Raw genomic sequence first — 16,653 nt, 5'->3', positions numbered from 1 at the left:
CAGGACCGGCGCGGACAAAAGCGCAGGTCGGAAACCTCTCGGCTCAGCCGGCCGACGCGCCGCCCCCGGCCCTGATCCAGCCGAAATAATCGGCGCTCCCCATCTGTCCGCCCTTCAGCGCCAGTTCCAGCCCGTCATGCGCTCCGCCGCCGTGACCACGGAAAAGCGCGGCCCCGGGAATGGTCGGCGCCAGCGCGGTCAGGGCCTCAAGCCCAAGCTCTCGGGTGCCATGGCCGGACGTGTCGCCACCCGAGATCACCGCGCGCCTGCAGCCTGAGCGGAGCAAGACCCTGTCCAGCACGCGGCCGAGGGACTGACCCAACCGGCGATTGACCTCTTCCATCGTCAGGCCGCTCGCTCCCTGTGCGGTGCGCAGGGCGGCGACGCTTTGGTCACCGGGCCCCGCGGCACTGATGACCAGCGGGCTTTGCCCCCGTTCGAGAACGGAAAGGGCGGCCTCAATGGCCCCGGCCTCGGCCCGCGCACGGTCTTGCGGCGCGCCACACATGGCGAGCGTGTCGATCCGCACGATGCCAAAACCGTTCTCCGCCGACCATTCGATCTGCGCGGCCGTGACGGGCGAGACGGAGCCGGACACCGCAACGATCCGGTCCACCCGCCCCGCGCCGCCCGGCATCGGCACTTCGGGAATAAGCCCCTCGGCCCGCCAGTGCGCGGTGAGAGCGTATTCGACACCCTGGGAGCCGATGACGACGCCCATCCTGTCGCGGTTGCGCCAGATCAGCCCACCAGCGGCGGCCTCGGTCGCAGTGTCCATCGTGTCGAGGCTCAGCAGCTTCCTGCCTTCGGACAGCGCCCCCTCCAGCGCAGAAGACCCGCCATCCTTCCAGAGCGCCTCGAGATCGATCAGGCCGGTCGGCAGATCGGTCTGTCGTCCGATGTGGCGGGCCACGTCCGCCTCCGTCATCGGCGTCACCGGGTGGCGGGCCATCACCGGGTGCCGGTCGAGACGGAAAACCCCGGCAGGCGCGCCCGCGAACAGCGTGCCAAAGGCCTGATACCGTCTCATCCGGGGGGCCGCGATGAGAACCGGCGCGGCCTCGGCCGTGGGGCGGGCGGCAAGGGCCAGCTCGGCCGCCCGGCCGATGGATCCGACATCGGGCGCGGAATCCAGGGTCGAGCAGACCTTGTAGTGCAGAAGCGGGGCGCGCAGACCGTCTAGGAACCCGAAGGCCGCGGGCAGGTTGGCATTCATCCAGTCCGGCCCGTGACTGCGCGCCGTCGAGGCGATACCGATCCCCCGCCGGTCCCGGAACCGGGCGAGAAGTTCGGGCCCTGGGATGTCGAGGAAAAGAACCGACGGCAACCCCGCGAATTCGAGGACCTCCATCACTGCGGCCGATCCGGTGAAGTCGTCGCCGTACCAGGTGACCAGCGGACCGGAGGGCAGGTTCGACGGCGCGTTCATTTCCCGAACTTCCGCAAGGAGGCCTCAAGCTCCGGGCGGCTGCGCGCGTAGTCCGCCAGCGGTATGCCGGACGCGGCGGCATCCCAGGCCTGGCGGATGGCCGTGACCCCTGCCGCCGGCCCCATCGGATGGCCATGAATGCCCCCGCCCCCAAGATACATCAGGTCAAGCCGCCCGCCTGTGCGGCGGTAGGTCTCCGGCGCCTGCCCGCCCCATTGACCGGAACACACGACCGGCAGCGCCCGATCCGCCTCGGAAAAGATCGGCCTCAGGCAATCGCCGAAGCTTTTGACGAAGCTGTCGTCTGGCTCCCAGTATTTCGCCGCGATACCGTTGACCTGGAACTGGTCGACCCCCAGCAGGCGCCAGATCTTCTGGTAGGCCCGAAATTCCAGGCCCAGGGCCGGATGCCGGGTCAGGATGTCCCAGCCGTTGCGGTGGGCATGCAGGCACAGGCCGGACCGCTTGCGCAGAAAGCTCATCCCGCCCGTGCCGATGGAATTAATGTTGATGACGGCGGCCCCGCCGCCTGCGGCCAGAACCGCATCGTGGTTGCGCATCATCACGTCAGGATCCGCGGCGGAGATGCCGAAGGCATAGAGAACCCGCTTTCCCGTGCGCTGCGCGTGGTCCTCGATCACCGGCATGATCGCCGCGACCCTGTGCTGCAACGGCGAATAGGCCGGCGACATCAGCTTTTCGTCGTCCTTGATGAAGTCGACCCCGGCCTCGCACAGGGTGCGCACGACCCGCGCGGTTTCCTCCGGGCGCAGACCGAGCGAGGGCTTGATGATCGACGCGATCATCGGCCCCTCGGGCACGCCCATCAGCGCCCGCGACCCCGCGATGCCGAACTGCGGCCCCGGGTGGCAGGCCCATGCGGGCGGCAGATGGAAATCCATCACCCGCACGCCCGACAGGCCCTTCGCGGCAAAGACCCCGCCGATCGCGATGGTCATCAGCGCCGCGATGTCGGTGCCGATCGCCTCCAGTGGGAAATCCACCACGGCGTCGCCACGCAGGTAGCGCGTGCCCGGCGGATCCTCCGGCCGCGGAAAGCCCGGGCGGTCGGAGGGATCGAGAGGCGTGACAGACACCACCCGCGCGGCGCAACGCGCCTTTACCTCGTCTGTCTCCTCGGGCAGGTCGGTGAAGGTGCCGGTGGACTGGTCCGAGGCGATCTTGGCCGCCATTGCCTCGAGGCTCGACCCCGGCAGATCCGGCACTTCCAGCCGGTAGACGACCCGGACGCAATCATGCGGCGCGTTGACTGTTTCGGTCATGCTGACCCCGCTTCCTGTCTGTTGCGCGTGCCCGCAGCGGCAGGTGCGCCGTTGCTCCGCCAACGCGTGAAAATGCCGTTTCCTCGGCTGACTGCGACGTTATCGCCCGCCCCCGGCAGTGCCGGAGGGCGGACCTGGTCAGACCGGCACGGGCTATGCCTCGGGCACCCGGTAGAGTGCCGCGGACCGGCTCAGGTGGCGTTCCATGAGGGCCGCCGCGCCATCGGCATCGTGGTGTTCCAGCCGGTCGATCAGCGCATCGTGTTCCGCCAGTGTCGTCTCCTCGCGACCCGACCAGTGCAGCAGCGGCGTATGATATTCGAAAAGCCAAGTCAGCATCGCCGAGGTCACCGCGGTGATCAGCGGATTGCCGGTGCATTTCGCGATTCTGCTGTGGAACGCGACATCGGTCTTGATGAAGGCGTTCCAGTCGTCACCGCCGATGCTTGCCCTCTGCCGTGCCGCCAACTCCCGCAGTTCCGCGATGTCCGAGGGTTGTGCAGTGGCAGCTGCCAGCCGGATCGTACCCAGTTCCAGCAGTTGCCGCAGCTGTTTCAGATGCCCCAGATTCTCGGGCTCGCTGGAAATCAGAAGCCGCGCGATCTCATCGACCTGCTCCAGCGCCGAGCCCGCCGTCAGCACGTTCACCCGGCTACGCTCACCGTGCGAAATGGTGATCAGACCCTTGGTATGGAGCTGTTGAAGCGCCTCGCGCACCGCGGGCCTGCCGACGCCGAAGCGTTCCATCAGCGCCCTCTCCGACGGCATCGCATCACCGGGGGCCAGCTCCTTCGAGCGGATCATCTGGCAAAGCCGGTCGAACACCTGGTCGGACAGCTTCTGACGGATGATCTGCCGTTCACCGGAGGATGCTGGCACTCTGCTGGACATGGTTCCCACTCTCCTGAAGGTAGAAGAAGCGGGCCGACCTTAGGATCATCCTGCGATGAAGGCCACGCCCGCTTTTCCTCTGCCAGGTCAGGTGATCCTCTGGATGCTGGCCGCAAGCTCGTCGGGCTCGAAGACATTCTTCCAGTCGTCGCGCATCAGGGCCGGTTTGCCGAACTCGATCGCCTTGTTGCAGGCGTCCGAGAAGACGCCGTCGATCTCCTTGAAGATCACGGCACCGAGAATGTTCATGTGGCCAAGAAGAAAGTCGCGCGCCGCCTCCTGCGGCACCCCACGGCTTACGACCTCGTCCATCGCCTCGCGCATCACGACGAGAAGCGAGGCGCAGACGGTTTCCGACAGGCCCGGCTCCAGCATCGCCATCTGGTCGACGGTGACCCGATGCGAACGGGCAACCGGGGCATAGATCGTCTTTCCCACCTTCTCGCCCAGCGCATAATGCTCTTCCGGGCCCTGCATCAGCGCGTTGACGATGCCCTGCCTGGCTGCCGAGCCGCCGAAGAAGTCGCGCTTCGCTACCGGATCGGTCTCGTCGTTGAAGATCGGCGGATGGCACGGGTGGGTGACGAAATAGGTGATGTCGGCGCGCTCGGGAAGGTGCCCGGCGAACGGCGCCGCCGCGTCGAGGCAGATGACCATCGCCCCCGAGGGAAGCGCATCGACCAGCCCCGCCGCGACCTTTCCGATAACCGTATCGGGCACCGCCAGCACCACGACCTCGACATCCTTCAAGGCTTCCTCGGGTGACATGCAGTCGACACCCACCTCGGCCTTGAGGCGCGCGCGGCCGGCTTCCGACGCCTCGACATGGCGCACCTCGAACTCGCCCGACGCGGCAAGATTGCGAGACAGGCGCACGCCCATCTTTCCGCCGGCCCCGTAGAGCGCAAGCCTTACTGTCATGAGATCCTCCCTTCATGCGTCGATCAGCATGGAACGCATGGTGATTGACTACTGGTATGATGAGATACTAACGTGATGATCATGTCAAGCGAGGGGAGGCGCTGACCTTGGGCACCAGCGAGACGCTTTCAGACCGGATGGAGACGGGAAGGGCATGGCCACACGCGACGGCCCGCGCCGGCCTGACCGATGCGGCATCGGTGCACCGGACCGCACGGACGTGGCGACCCGGAGTGGGCAAGGCCGGAATGAGAAAGGGCGGCGCAGGGTGCCGGCGCGGAAAGGCGCTAGCGCAGGACCTTGTAGAACGGGCGCATCCGCTTTCGCGACTCTTCGATATGGGCGCGCATCGCGGCTTCGGCCGCATCGGCATCGCCATCCCTGATCGCGGCGGTGATCTTGAGATGCTCTTTCACCGCCTCTTCCGCGACCGTCGAATGATAGCGCAGGCGGAACAGGTGCATGTGGGTGTAGAGCCGGCTGAGCGCCTCTTCGATCACCTCGTTGCCGCAGGCATCCGCGATCGCCTGGTGATAGGCCGCGTCAAGCTGGGCGAACTTGGGATAGCTCGCCTCGGTGTTCTGGCGCGTCAGATCAAGCATCGACTGTTCGAGCTTTTCAAGCTCGGCGACGAGACGCTCCGAGGTGTTGCTCGCGGCCCCTGCGGCCATTGCCGGCTCAACCAAAAGGCGGAATGCGTAGATGTCCGCAAAGCGCTTGCCCGACGGCAGGGCAGTGACGCTGTAACCGGCGTTGTGCTTCTTCGTGACAAGGCCTTCGGCTTCCAGCCTGATCAACGCGGCGCGGATCGGCGTCTGGGAGACGCCGAACTGGCGCACGAGGGCGTCGATCGAAAGGCGTTCTCCCGGCGGGATCCTGAGCGAGATCAGGTCCGCCAGCAGAACCTCGTAGATCTCGTCACCCAGGGACGTGCGGCTAGCGAACATCGGGCGTTCTTCCGGGACGGTCGCAACACCTTGGCGGAGTGCTTTTCTCGACATGCTCTTCTCCGTTACCCCTCTCCCCGTCAGCCCACCCCCGCGGCAAGAGGAGGGACAGCTTGACACAGGGATAGCGGAACCAATAGATCAATATCATATCGTATCGGATATATGAGGTAAAGCCTTCGCGACCTGATCGCGTGACAAAGAAAGGTGCGGCCACGGCGCAGGAGGAGCGCAGGCCGCCCCGGAACTGGAAACGAACAAGCTCAACATAGGGAGGAACCACATGAGTTTTCTGAAAGCGATTACCACCGGGGCGGTGCTTGCGGTCGGCACGATGTACGGCGGCACGACCTGGGCACGGACGCTCAGCTTTGCACTGACCCCGCCGCTCGAGTCGCATTACGGTGCGGCGGCCAAGGCCTTCGCCGAAACCCTGAAAACGGAATCCGGCGGCAAGCTGACCGTGAATATCTCTCCGGGCGGCGCGCTCGGCGGTGAGCGTGAGGTGCTCGAGGGCATGCAGATCGGCACGATCGACGCCGCGATCACCTCGACCGGGCCGGTCGGCAACTTCGTTCCCGACATCTACGCGCTCGACTTCCCCTACCTGTTCAAGGACACCGCAAGCGCGCGCAAGATTCTGGACGGCCCGATCGGTCAGGATCTTCTGGGCAAGTTCGACAAGGTCGGCCTCGTCGGCCTCGCCTGGGGCGAGAACGGCTTTCGCGAGCTGACCAACTCGGTCCACCCGATCAAGACGCCCGAGGATCTGAAGGGTCTGAAGGTGCGCACGATGGAGAACCAGGTCCATATCGCCGCGTTCAAGGCCGTCGGCGCCGCCCCCACGCCGATGAGTTGGACCGAGGTGATCACCGCGCTGCAGCAGGGCACGATCGACGGGCAGGAAAACCCGATCCCGATCATCGTGTCCAACAAGCTTTGGGAATCGCAGAAATACGTGTCGATGACCGACCACGTCTATTCGCCCGCCCTCATCGTGATGTCCAAGATCACCTGGGATTCGCTGTCGCAGGATGAACAAGGCTGGGTGCGCGATGCCGCCACTGCGGCGGTCAAGGCCGACCGCGCCTGGGTCGACAAGACCGTGGCCGACGGCATCGCCACGATGAAATCCCACGGCATGCAGGTGGTGGAACATGTCGACAAGGCGGCCTTCGCCAAGGCGATGGAACCGGCCTACACCGAATACGCCAAGAAGTTCGGCGTCACCGACCTGGTCGAAAAGATCCGCAAGGCACAAGAGCAGTAATGCCTGACGCCCGGGCGCGGGGGATTTCCCTCGCGCCCGTCACCGGCTGCGCGCCAGCGCGGTTCAAAGGCCGATAAGGGAGCAAGGCCATGCGAAGGGGCATACACGCCGCCAGCGAACTGCTGATCAAGACAACCCACAACATTGCCGCGCTGCTGCTGGCCGTCGGGGCCGTCCTCGTCTTCTATCAGGTCGTGACGCGCTTCATCTTCGGCGACTCGGCGACCTGGACCGAACTCGTCGCGCGGGGCGTCGTGGTCTGGATGGTCTTCCTTGTCTGTGGCGCGGGATTCCGGATGGGCCTCATGATCCCGCTGGAATTCCTGCGCTCGATCCTGCCGCCCAATGCCCGGAACGTGGTGATGTGGGTGGTGACCGCGCTTACCCTCGTCTTTCTCGGGGTTCTGGTCTGGAAGGGCACCGAGATGGCGATCCGCGTCAACGGCCAGCAGGTGCCGATGCTCGGCGTGCGCATGTCCCTCTTTTATGCCGCGATCCCGGTGGGTGCCCTTCTGGCGATCCCCGGGGTTCTGCTGGCCCAGCTCAAACCGGTCGATGCACCGCAAGAGGACCTGGTCGAATGAATATCGCGCTTGTCGCCTCGCTTCTCGTCTTCTTCGCGCTCTCGGTGCCGGTGGCCGTCTCGATCGGCCTTGCGGCGATGTTCGGGGTCACCTTCTTCTCGCATCTGCCGCTTCTGGTGGTGCCGCAGAAGATCTTTACCAGCCTCGACAGCTTTCCACTGCTCGCGGTGCCGTTCTTCATCCTTGCCGGCAACCTGATGACCCACGGCGGTGTGTCGCGGCGGCTGGTCGATTTCTGCAAGTCGGTGGTGGGCGGGATGCAGGGCGGGCTTGCCTCGACCTGCGTGATTGCCTGCATGATCTTTGCGGCGATCTCGGGGTCGTCGGTTGCCACCACCTTCGCGATCGGGTCGATCCTGATCCCGGCGATGACGCGCCACGGCTATCCGGTCGCGATGGCCGCCACGATCCAGGCGACCTCGGCCGAGCTTGGCGTGATCATCCCGCCGTCGGTGCCGATGATCATCTACGCCGTCTCAACCGAGACCTCGGTCACCCAGCTTTTCGTGGCGGGGATCGTGCCGGGCCTTCTGATCGCGCTGTCGCTCGTGATCCTCGTGCAGATCTGGTGCCGCGTGACCGGCGCCGGCAAGCGCGACGGAGAAGAGCGGATGCCCCTGATGAAAAGCTTCCTTGAGGCGTTCTGGGCGCTGATGCTGCCCGTCATCATCCTTGGCGGCATCTATGGCGGGGTGTTCACGCCCACCGAGGCCGCGGCGGTTTCCGTCGTCTACGCGCTGTTCGTCGGACTCTTCGTCTACCGTGAGATCCGGCTGCGCGACCTGCCCCAGATCTTTCGCGCCGCCAGCGTGTCGACCGGGGTGATCATGCTGATCATCGGGGCCGCCGGGGTGTTTTCGTTCCTGGTAAGCCTGTCCGGCCTGCCCAACCTGATCGGCACCTGGGCGGATCACAGCTTCAGCGGGTCGATGAGCTTCCTGCTCTTCGTCAACGTACTGCTGTTCTTCGTGGGCATGTTCGTCGAGACGAGCGCGGCGATCCTCGTCCTTGCGCCGATCCTCACCCCGATCGCCGTGCATTACGGCGTCGATCCGGTCCATTTCGGCGTGATCTTCGTGGTCAACCTGGCGCTTGGGATGATCACCCCGCCGCTCGGCGTGAACCTTTTCGCCGCGGCGGCGGTGGCAGACATTCCCGTCCAGCGGATGTTCAAGTCGCTGCTGCTGCCGGTGACCACGGTGATCGTTCTGGTGCTGATCATCACCTACGTCCCGGCGATCTCGATGTCGCTGCATGCCTCGGGGCTGTAGCGGCCCCGGGCCCCGTCGAGGGGGGAGGGAGGAGACATGACCACGGCATCCGTTCGGGTTACCGCCGCCGAGGCCGCACAGCGCGCAAAGATCGCGCTGCGCAATGCCGGTGTGCCGGAGGCCAGCGCCGAGACCCAGGTCGCGTTGCTGGTCGAGGCCGAGACGCTGGGTGTCGCGTCGCACGGCCTTTTGCGCCTGCCCCGGATCCTCGAGCGGATCGCGAACGGCGCGACCGATCCGGCCGCCTCGGGCGCCCTGAGCTGGCGCGGCACCTCCCTTGTGGATGTCGACGGCCAGCAGGGTCTTGGCCCGGTGGTGGCGATCGCAGCCCTTGATGCGATCTGCGCGCGTGTGGGCGAGACCGGGATCGCCGCGGCGGCGATCCGCAACTGCGACCACCTCGGGGCGCTTGCCTTCTACGCGCGGCGGGTGGCGGCGCGCGGCAAGGTGCTTCTTGGGTTCACGCTGTCCGAGGCGCTGGTGCATCCCTGGGGCGGGCGCCGGGCAATGATCGGCACCAACCCGGTGACGATCGGGGTGCCCACCGCCGACCGGCCCTTTGTCGTCGATCTCGCGACCTCCCGCGTGTCGATGGGCAAGATCCACGACCACGCCAACCGCGGCGCCCCGATCCCGGCCGGCTGGGCGCTTGACGCTGCGGGCGATCCGACAACGGACGCCACGGCGGCGAAATCCGGGGCCATCGCGCCCTTTGGCGAGGCCAAGGGATATGCGCTCGGCCTGGGGTTTGAACTCCTCGTCGGTGCGCTGACCGGCTGCGCGCTGGGGGATGCGGTGCGCGGCACGCTGGATTCCAAGATCCCCGCCAACAAGGGCGACCTTTTCATCGTGCTGGAACCCAATGGCCGGATGGCCGGTGCGCTGTCCCTCTATCTCGATCAGATCCGCGCCTCGGCGCCGTTGGACCCCGGGAAACCGGTGCGCGTCCCCGGCGACCGCCCGGACGCGCCCGACGCGCCGCACGCGGTGGAATTCACCCTGCCCCGCCAGATATGGGAGTCGATCTGTGGCCATGCCGCCGTCTGATCCCGCGCGCCCCCCGAAAGCCGAGGCCACGGGAAAGGGCCGCCCTGCAGACAAAGCGGCCCCTGGAATACCTCGGTCTCAGGCCTCAGTCGCCGTGACGCAGGACGATCGTCTTAAGCCGGGTGAAGGCATAAAGCGCCTCGAACCCCTTTTCGCGCCCGTGGCCCGACTTGCCCACGCCACCGAAGGGAAGTTCCACCCCGCCGCCGGCACCGTAGTTGTTGACGAAGACCTGTCCCACGTCGAGCTTTCGCGCCAGACGCATCTGGCGGCCGCCGTCACGTGTCCAGATCCCGGCGACCAGACCGTATTCGGTGCCGTTGGCGATGCGGATCGCATCGGCCTCGTCCTCGAACGGGATCACCACCTGAACCGGGCCAAAGATTTCCTCCTGCGCCAGCGGATGGTCGGGATCCACGTCGCGGAAGAGCGTCGGCCGGACATAGAACCCGCCCTTGGGCGCGGTGTCGGCGATCTTGCCGCGTGCGGCGATCGTCAGGTCTCCGCCCTTGGCGATGTAGCCCTCGACCGTCTGCTTCTGCTTGGCCGAAACCAGCGGCCCGAGGTTGTGGTTGTCGGGTGCCGGACCGGCGACCATCGTCTCGTAGATCGCCGCCATGCGGCGCACCACCTCTTCGTACACGCCGCGCTGCACCAGCACCCGCGACGCGGCCGAACAGGTCTGACCCGCGGCCTGCATGCAGGCCCCCACGAGCGTCGGCAGCGCATCGTCGAGATCGACGTCATCGAACACGATATGCGGCGACTTCCCCCCGAGTTCGAGGGTCACCGGCACCACGTTCTTTGCCGCCGCCGTCTGGATCATGCGGCCCACGCCGACCGACCCGGTGAAGGACACGTGGTGCAGCCCGGGATGTTCGGACAGTGCCGCCCCCACCTCGCCGCCGAAACCCGTCACGACGTTATAGGCCCCCTTGGGAAAGCCCGCCTCCTCGACCAGCGAGGCCAGCGCGAGGGAGCTGAGCGAGGCATCCTCGGCCGGTTTAAGCACGCAGGCATTGCCCGCCGCAAGCGAGGCCCCGATCGAGCGGCCGACGATCTGCATCGGATAGTTCCACGGCACGATATGGCCGGTGACGCCATGCGGCTCGCGCAGCGTCATGACGGTGTATCCGCGCTGGTAGGGAATCGTCTCGCCGTGCAGCTTGTCCGCCGCCCCGGCATAGAATTCCAGATAGCGGGCCAATTGCTTCACGTCGCCGTGGCACTGGTTCAGCGGCTTGCCGACATCGAGGCATTCGAGCATCGCAAGCGTGTCGCCGCGCGCCTTCACCAGCTCGCTCAGCCGCATCATAAGCCGCCCGCGCTCGGCCGCGTCAAGGGCCCCCCACTCCCCCGCGAAGGCCTCATGGGCTGCCGCGACGGCGGCATCGACATCTTCGGGCAAGCCTCTGGCAATGCGGGTGATTTCCTCGCCCGTCGAGGGGTCGGTGACGCCGATCGTGTCGCCGCCCGCAGCCGGGCGCCAAGTGCCGCCGATATAAAGATGGCTCGGGTCGAACCACAGGTCTCGAAGTTTCATGTCTCCTCCACGGTATTGAGCGGTCGGGCAGCTTCAGCGCCGCACCTCGGGCTTTGGCCGGTCAGGAAGACAGCCCCTGCGCCGCCCCCTGCCCCGTCAAGAATAACGCTTGACGATCAACTTTGGTGTCGATTAATCAGATATCATATCGGATCGTCAATAGGAAGTTTGACGTGCCTGATCCGGTCGCCGCGAGGGAGAGCGCAGCGCACCGGCAGACGGATCCGGCGGCAGGGAGGACAGCCTATGAATTTCGACCTCGGCGTCATGCGTGCGCCGGCCCGCATCCTGTTCGGGGTGGGGCAGCGCCACGCCCTTGCCGCCGCAGCCCGTACGCTTGGGTCACGGACTCTTGGGGCCCGCGTGCTGATCTGCACCGACGCGCGCTTTGCCGAACTGCCGGAAATGGCGGATATCCTTGCCCGGATGAAGGCGGCGGGACTGGACGCCCGGGTCTTTTCGGACACCGAGGCGGAGTTGCCGCTTGGAAACATCGGCGCCTGCGTCGCGCAGCATGCGGCCTTCGACCCGCAGGTGATCGTCGGGCTGGGCGGCGGAAGCTGCCTCGACCTTGCCAAGCTGGTCAGCCTGTCGCTGAGCCACGAGGGACCGCTGTCGCGGTACTACGGCGAATTCAAGGTGCCGGGCCCCATACGACCCGTCATCGCGGTGCCCACGACCTCGGGCACCGGATCGGAGGTGACGCCCGTTGCGGTCGTCGCGGATCCCGACCGGGCCATGAAGGTCGGCATCTCCAGCCCCGAGCTGATCCCGCATACGGCGATCTGCGACCCGGAGCTGACGCTGAGCTGCCCTCTCGGGCTGACCGCGGCCTCGGGGGCCGATGCCCTGGCCCATGCAATCGAGGCGTTCTGCGCCATCCGCCGCAAGCCCGATCCAGAAATCGCCATGACCCGCGTGTTCGTGGGCAAGAACGTGCTGAGCGATCACCACGCGCTGGCGGCGATCCGGCTGATCTTCGACTGGCTGCCCCGTGCCGTCGCGGACGGAAGCGACCTGGAGGCCCGAAGCGCAATCATGCTGGCGTCGACGCTTGCGGGCCTCGCGTTCGCCACGGCAGGAACCGCGGCGGCGCATGCCATCCAGTACCCGATCGGCGCGCTGACACATACGGCCCACGGGCTCGGGGTGGGCGTATTGCTTCCCTACACGATGGAATACAACGCCGAAGCCGCACCCGAAGCCTATGCCGAGGTCGCGAAGGCCATCGGCGCCGGCAACACCGCAAGTGACGCGATCTCCGCCGTGCGCGAGCTGTTCCGGACGATCGGCATGCCCCCCGACCTTGGCGCGATCGGCATGCCCGAGGATCGCATCGACTGGGCGGCCGAGAATGCAATGAACGCCGCCCGCCTTGTCGAGAACAACCCCCGGGAACTGAGCGCCGCGGCGGTGGCCAGGCTGATCCGAGCCGCGCTTGTCCCGTCCTGACTGAAGATCAAGAGGAGCGACCCACGGCGCCCTTCGGCGGCGTCAAGCAAGCAGGCCGGGGCGCGAGAGGGCGCATCACGGCATGCCCGAATTCACGGAAGCAAAATACATCGCCACCGACGGGTGATGGCAAAACGCGCGAGGAGCGGAAGGTGACGCACTACAAGATCGCAACCATCGCCGGCGACGGCATCGGACCCGAGGTGACCGACGCGACGGTCAAGGTGCTGCAGGCGGCCCTTGGCCGCGACGCCCTGCATTTCGAGATGCTCGACGGCGGCGCCGCGCATTATCGCAAGTCCGGCGAGGTGCTGCCCGAAGACACGTTCACCGCTTGCCGCGATCTCGACGCGGTGCTGCACGGGGCGGCGGGCCTGCCCGGCGTGACCTATCCCGACGGCACCGAGGTGGGCAACGAACTGCATCTCCAGCTTCGCTTCCGTCTCGACCTCTATGCCAACGTGCGCCCGGTGAAGCTTTTGTCCGGGGTGACATCGCCCCTGCGCGCATTCGAGGAGGGCGGCATCGACTATGTCATCATCCGCGAGAACACCGAGGGTCTCTATGCCAGCCGCGGGGCCGGTGTCCTGCTGCGTGGCGAGGTTGCGACCGATACCCTGATGGTGACCCGCAAGGGGACGGAGCGGGTCGCGCGCTTTGCGTTCGACCTGTCGCGCAAGCGCAACGGCGCCCCGCGCGACGGCAAGCGCCGCGTGACGGTCTGCGACAAGGCCAACATCCTGCGCAGCTACGCGTTCTTCCGGGGCGTCTGCGACGAGGTCGCGGCGGATTACCCGGATGTCGAGATCGACTACGCCTATGCCGACGCGATCACCGTTCACCTGATCAAGCGCCCGGACTTCTACGACGTGATCGTCGCCGAGAACATGTTCGGCGATATCATCTCGGACCTCGGCGCGACCACGGTGGGGGGCATGGGCATCTCGCCGTCGGGCGAGATCGGCGACAATCAGGCGCTGTTCCAGGGCGCCCACGGATCGGCCCCCGATATCGCGGGCCAGGACGTGGCAAGCCCGCTGGCCACGATCCTGTCAGCCACGATGATGCTGCGCTGGTTGTCGGACCGGCATGGCGATGCAACACTTTCCGAGGCTGCGGCGCGCATCGACGGAGCCGTCGACAAGGTTCTGGCCCAGGGCGCGGCCGTGCCCCGGGATCTGGGCGGCACGGCGGGATGCACCGAGATGACAGATGCGATCTGCCGGGCGCTTGGTTGACCGCTGGCCGGATGAGGGAGGAGACGACATGAGCGACAAGACGGTTGGCATTGTCGGTGTGGGGCTGATGGGCCATGGCATCGCGCTGAACATCCTGCGCAAGGGCTGGACCCTGCGCTTTCTGGAGCACCCCGGCAATCAGCCGGTGGAGGATCTTGTCGCGCTTGGCGGCGCCGGCGTGGCCGATCGACAGGATCTGGCGCGCGACAGCGACATCATCCTTTTGTGCGTGAACGGCACGCCGCAGGTCGAGGAGGTGCTGCTTGGCCCCGACGGCATGCTGGCAGCGCTCCGGCCCGGCATGATCGTCATCGACTGTTCGACCGCGATCCCAAGCTCGACCGAGCGGCTAGCAGAGAAGGCCATGGCGGCCGGCGCGCGGTTTCTGGACGCGCCGATGACCCGGACGCCGCTCGAGGCGGCACAGGGGCGCCTGAACCTGCTGATCGGGGGCGACAGCGACACTTACGAGGCCGCCCTGCCCCTGCTCGAATGCTTCTCGGAAAACCGGTTCTATGCCGGGCCCGCGGGCTCGGGCCACAAGCTGAAGCTTCTGCACAACTTCGTCTCCCTCGGCTTCGCCACGCTGCTTGGCGAGGCGGCGGCCTGCGCGGCGGAGGGCGGCATCGCGCCTGACGTCCTGGTGGACGTGCTGACCAAGGGCGGCGGTTACGGCGCCGCCCTTGATCGCGTGGGCCCCTACATCCTCGACCGGGACCCGTCGAAGATGAAGTTCTCGGTCGCAAACGCCCACAAGGATCTTTCGTACTACACCGCGATGGCGCGTGACCTCGGTTGCGCCAGGTCGACGGCCGAGGGGGCCCTGGGCGCTCTGGAGGCCCTGATGAACGCCGGCCGGCAGGCGTCGTTCATCGTCGAAGGCCCGACCCTTTTCCGCGAGACCAAGCCGGAATAGGGCGCCGGATGGGGCAGGCGCCCCCATCCGCCCGACCGAGGGGCGGAAACCCAGGCTCCCCGCGCTTTGCGCCGTCGGGCCGGGCCATGTTGGGCCCGATGCGAACGTCACTGCCTCAAACGCGACTCGGGATTGCTTGCCATCCGAACCGCCCCCGGCACGACCTGAGAAAATGGACACGATCGCCTGCCCGAGGCGCGCCCTGGCAGGCGCCAAACCATTGTTCCCATATGAAATTCGCGTGTACGCGCGTGATCCGGCGAGAGTGATCCGCCGTCGCGGCCACGCGAAAACCGCTGCCCATACACGCCTTGCGCAATGATGCCGCAAGTCCACGCAGCAGGCGCACACGCATTGTGCAGCTCGGAATATCGCACTGAACCGTTCAGTCTATATATCCAGCCCGAGAGGCCTCGGGAGAGCCTCGCAAAATGACGGGACGCCGCTCCCCCCGACTTGCAAGGCGGCGTCTTCAAAGAACGAGGAAGTTATGAATAGCTCTAAGATCGCCGCGCTTACCTGTGCCCTTCTGCTGACGGCTCCGGCCCTTGCCGGTGCCGCGACCCTGACGGGGCCGACGGCTGCTCCGGTTCAGGTGATCACGGTTGCGAAACAGCACGACACCGGGCCCTACGTTCCGGCGGACGGCGATGGCATCGTGCCCTACACCGAGGTTGCGGGCCAGAACGACACCGTGCCGATGGGCACGCTTTCGGGTGACGCCAAGGCCCGCTCCAACGGCAACGCGGGCGTCTGGCTGCATGCCAACGGGTCGTACCAGGTGCCGGCCGTGATCTCGGGCGAAGGCAAGAGCTGATCCGCCCGCGGCGGCGCGGCGGCCCCGATGCCCAAACCCCGGGGCCGCATGCACCGCCATTGACCTCACGTCCCTTTGCCGCCCCGGCGAAGGGATCTCCGCAGGGCCTTCCACCGAATGTGGATCGCCCGCGGCCATGGGGCAAGGCTGCCCCCCCCGAGATGCGACAAGAGGCGCCCTGGATGCCTGCCACCCGCCCCGGTGGTTCAGAAGAACTCGGGGTGGCGGTCGCGGATATCCTCGACCGCGCCCAGCGTGCCTGACAGGTGCTCGCGCACCGCGCGTTCGCACCCTGCATCATCCCCCGCCGCAATGCGTTCCAGGATCCGTTCGTGGTAATCGAGCACGGCCGCCGGCTTGCCCGGGTCCGGCAGGTTGAGCTGGCGCAGCCGGTCGATGTGACCGGACCTGGCCGAGATCATGTCCCACAGCTGGGGATAGCCCGCCGCGGCATAAAGCGCGTGGTGGAACTCCCAGTCGAGGCGGGAGAAGCGGCTAAGGTCGTTTTGTTCCAGCGCCACCTTCTGAAGCGCGGAGATGTTTCGCGCCTCTGCCAGCGCCCCGGCATCGCCACGCCGTGCGAGGCTGCGGCAGACCTCCAGCTCCAGCCCCAGGCGCAGGAACTGCGTCTCGCGCGCCTGATCTATGTCGATCGGCGCGACCAGCGTACGCGACTGCGGAAAAATGTCGATCAGCCCCTCCGACTCCAGCCGCAGGAACGCGTCGCGTACCGGTGACTGGCTGACACGGTAGTGGTCGGCGATCTGCTGCCGGTTCAAGCTTGCGCCCGGGCGCAGCTGCATGTCGACGATCTGCGCCCGCAGCGCCCTGTGAATCATGAACGACACCGGCATCCGGCGGCCCTCTCCCCGTTGCGGGGGCATTCCATAGTCGGGGGCGTTCGGCGACGTCGGCATCCTGATCCTCTCAAAAGTGCATGAGTTGTTCTAACGCAACCTTGTCAGTCACCAACTAATATATTAGTCGTTTAGCCCAAGCGGCAGCGGTCTCCCCACCGTTTCTGCAAGGAAACCCCAAAGCCGG

At 66.6% G+C, this 16,653-nt stretch carries 15 protein-coding genes; 8 read left to right on the top strand and 7 right to left on the bottom strand.

What is annotated here, in order from left to right; translation table 11 throughout:
• Positions 1-43 precede the first annotated feature (43 nt).
• The 5 genes from CVV76_RS17205 to CVV76_RS17185 form a co-directional block, all read right to left on the bottom strand.
• Positions 44-1,429, bottom strand: coding sequence for a four-carbon acid sugar kinase family protein (locus CVV76_RS17205; RefSeq protein WP_102225913.1), 1,386 nt, complete (start codon positions 1,427-1,429; stop codon positions 44-46).
• Positions 1,426-2,712 (bottom strand): 3-oxo-isoapionate-4-phosphate decarboxylase OiaX, encoded by a 1,287-nt coding sequence (oiaX, locus tag CVV76_RS17200; RefSeq protein WP_102225912.1) that lies wholly within the window; start codon positions 2,710-2,712, stop codon positions 1,426-1,428. Before oiaX ends, CVV76_RS17205 begins: the two co-directional genes overlap by 4 nt.
• A gap of 153 nt (positions 2,713-2,865) precedes the next feature.
• Entirely contained in the window at positions 2,866-3,603 is a 738-nt protein-coding gene (gene nanR, locus CVV76_RS17195; RefSeq protein ID WP_102225911.1) for a transcriptional regulator NanR, read from the bottom strand.
• A gap of 87 nt (positions 3,604-3,690) precedes the next feature.
• Positions 3,691-4,524 carry a phosphogluconate dehydrogenase C-terminal domain-containing protein gene (locus tag CVV76_RS17190; protein WP_102225910.1) on the bottom strand — a complete coding sequence of 278 codons (834 nt, stop codon included), beginning with the start codon at positions 4,522-4,524 and terminating at the stop codon, positions 3,691-3,693.
• A gap of 287 nt (positions 4,525-4,811) precedes the next feature.
• Positions 4,812-5,471: a GntR family transcriptional regulator gene (locus tag CVV76_RS17185; protein WP_102225909.1), complete on the bottom strand. Its 660-nt coding sequence runs from the start codon at positions 5,469-5,471 to the stop codon at positions 4,812-4,814.
• A gap of 283 nt (positions 5,472-5,754) precedes the next feature.
• Here CVV76_RS17185 and CVV76_RS17180 point away from each other — a divergent pair, with 283 nt between their 5' ends.
• From CVV76_RS17180 to CVV76_RS17165, 4 genes are all read left to right on the top strand, one after another.
• Positions 5,755-6,741, top strand: a complete 987-nt coding sequence (locus CVV76_RS17180; RefSeq protein WP_233192998.1) for a TRAP transporter substrate-binding protein — start codon at positions 5,755-5,757, stop codon at positions 6,739-6,741.
• Positions 6,742-6,830: 89 nt separating this feature from the next.
• Positions 6,831-7,325 (top strand): TRAP transporter small permease, encoded by a 495-nt coding sequence (locus tag CVV76_RS17175; protein ID WP_102225908.1) that lies wholly within the window; start codon positions 6,831-6,833, stop codon positions 7,323-7,325.
• Positions 7,322-8,596, top strand: coding sequence for a TRAP transporter large permease (locus CVV76_RS17170; RefSeq protein WP_102225907.1), 1,275 nt, complete (start codon positions 7,322-7,324; stop codon positions 8,594-8,596). The genes CVV76_RS17175 and CVV76_RS17170 overlap by 4 nt, the downstream gene beginning before the upstream one ends.
• Positions 8,597-8,632: 36 nt before the next feature.
• Positions 8,633-9,643 (top strand): Ldh family oxidoreductase, encoded by a 1,011-nt coding sequence (locus CVV76_RS17165; RefSeq protein WP_102225906.1) that lies wholly within the window; start codon positions 8,633-8,635, stop codon positions 9,641-9,643.
• A gap of 85 nt (positions 9,644-9,728) precedes the next feature.
• Here CVV76_RS17165 and CVV76_RS17160 read toward each other — a convergent pair whose 3' ends face one another.
• On the bottom strand, positions 9,729-11,186 hold the full coding sequence (locus CVV76_RS17160) for an aldehyde dehydrogenase family protein (RefSeq protein WP_102225905.1): 1,458 nt from the start codon (positions 11,184-11,186) through the stop codon (positions 9,729-9,731).
• Positions 11,187-11,432: 246 nt separating this feature from the next.
• Here CVV76_RS17160 and CVV76_RS17155 point away from each other — a divergent pair, with 246 nt between their 5' ends.
• From CVV76_RS17155 to CVV76_RS17140, 4 genes are all read left to right on the top strand, one after another.
• Positions 11,433-12,638 (top strand): iron-containing alcohol dehydrogenase, encoded by a 1,206-nt coding sequence (locus tag CVV76_RS17155; RefSeq protein WP_102225904.1) that lies wholly within the window; start codon positions 11,433-11,435, stop codon positions 12,636-12,638.
• Between the two features lie 152 nt (positions 12,639-12,790).
• Complete coding sequence (locus tag CVV76_RS17150) at positions 12,791-13,876, top strand: isocitrate/isopropylmalate dehydrogenase family protein (protein WP_102225903.1); 1,086 nt, start codon at positions 12,791-12,793, stop codon at positions 13,874-13,876.
• Positions 13,851-14,792 (top strand): NAD(P)-dependent oxidoreductase, encoded by a 942-nt coding sequence (locus CVV76_RS17145; RefSeq protein WP_102225902.1) that lies wholly within the window; start codon positions 13,851-13,853, stop codon positions 14,790-14,792. Before CVV76_RS17150 ends, CVV76_RS17145 begins: the two co-directional genes overlap by 26 nt.
• 490 nt (positions 14,793-15,282) lie before the next feature.
• A complete protein-coding gene (locus CVV76_RS17140; protein ID WP_102225901.1) occupies positions 15,283-15,609 on the top strand; it encodes a hypothetical protein in 327 nt (108 codons plus the stop codon).
• 206 nt (positions 15,610-15,815) lie between these two features.
• Here the strand turns inward: CVV76_RS17140 and CVV76_RS17135 are convergent, their stop codons facing one another.
• Complete coding sequence (locus tag CVV76_RS17135) at positions 15,816-16,463, bottom strand: GntR family transcriptional regulator (protein WP_233192997.1); 648 nt, start codon at positions 16,461-16,463, stop codon at positions 15,816-15,818.
• Positions 16,464-16,653 lie beyond the last annotated feature (190 nt).

Source organism: Acidimangrovimonas sediminis, assembly GCF_002871005.1.
GTDB classification, from domain to species: Bacteria; Pseudomonadota; Alphaproteobacteria; order Rhodobacterales; family Rhodobacteraceae; genus Acidimangrovimonas; species Acidimangrovimonas sediminis.
This window is presented reverse-complemented; position numbering and strand designations above follow the sequence as displayed.

Excerpts from the sequence above, each read along its gene's own strand:
- CVV76_RS17190 (WP_102225910.1), bottom strand. The coding sequence starts at position 4,524 with ATGACAGTAAGGCTTGCGCTCTACGGGGCCGGCGGAAAGATGGGCGTG.
- CVV76_RS17185 (WP_102225909.1), bottom strand. The coding sequence starts at position 5,471 with ATGTTCGCTAGCCGCACGTCCCTGGGTGACGAGATCTACGAGGTTCTG.
- oiaX (WP_102225912.1), bottom strand. The coding sequence starts at position 2,712 with ATGACCGAAACAGTCAACGCGCCGCATGATTGCGTCCGGGTCGTCTAC.
- CVV76_RS17165 (WP_102225906.1), top strand. The coding sequence starts at position 8,633 with ATGACCACGGCATCCGTTCGGGTTACCGCCGCCGAGGCCGCACAGCGC.
- CVV76_RS17175 (WP_102225908.1), top strand. The coding sequence starts at position 6,831 with ATGCGAAGGGGCATACACGCCGCCAGCGAACTGCTGATCAAGACAACC.
- nanR (WP_102225911.1), bottom strand. The coding sequence starts at position 3,603 with ATGTCCAGCAGAGTGCCAGCATCCTCCGGTGAACGGCAGATCATCCGT.
- CVV76_RS17140 (WP_102225901.1), top strand. The coding sequence starts at position 15,283 with ATGAATAGCTCTAAGATCGCCGCGCTTACCTGTGCCCTTCTGCTGACG.
- CVV76_RS17180 (WP_233192998.1), top strand. The coding sequence starts at position 5,755 with ATGAGTTTTCTGAAAGCGATTACCACCGGGGCGGTGCTTGCGGTCGGC.
- CVV76_RS17135 (WP_233192997.1), bottom strand. The coding sequence starts at position 16,463 with ATGCCGGTGTCGTTCATGATTCACAGGGCGCTGCGGGCGCAGATCGTC.
- CVV76_RS17145 (WP_102225902.1), top strand. The coding sequence starts at position 13,851 with ATGCGATCTGCCGGGCGCTTGGTTGACCGCTGGCCGGATGAGGGAGGA.
- CVV76_RS17170 (WP_102225907.1), top strand. The coding sequence starts at position 7,322 with ATGAATATCGCGCTTGTCGCCTCGCTTCTCGTCTTCTTCGCGCTCTCG.
- CVV76_RS17160 (WP_102225905.1), bottom strand. The coding sequence starts at position 11,186 with ATGAAACTTCGAGACCTGTGGTTCGACCCGAGCCATCTTTATATCGGC.
- CVV76_RS17155 (WP_102225904.1), top strand. The coding sequence starts at position 11,433 with ATGAATTTCGACCTCGGCGTCATGCGTGCGCCGGCCCGCATCCTGTTC.
- CVV76_RS17205 (WP_102225913.1), bottom strand. The coding sequence starts at position 1,429 with ATGAACGCGCCGTCGAACCTGCCCTCCGGTCCGCTGGTCACCTGGTAC.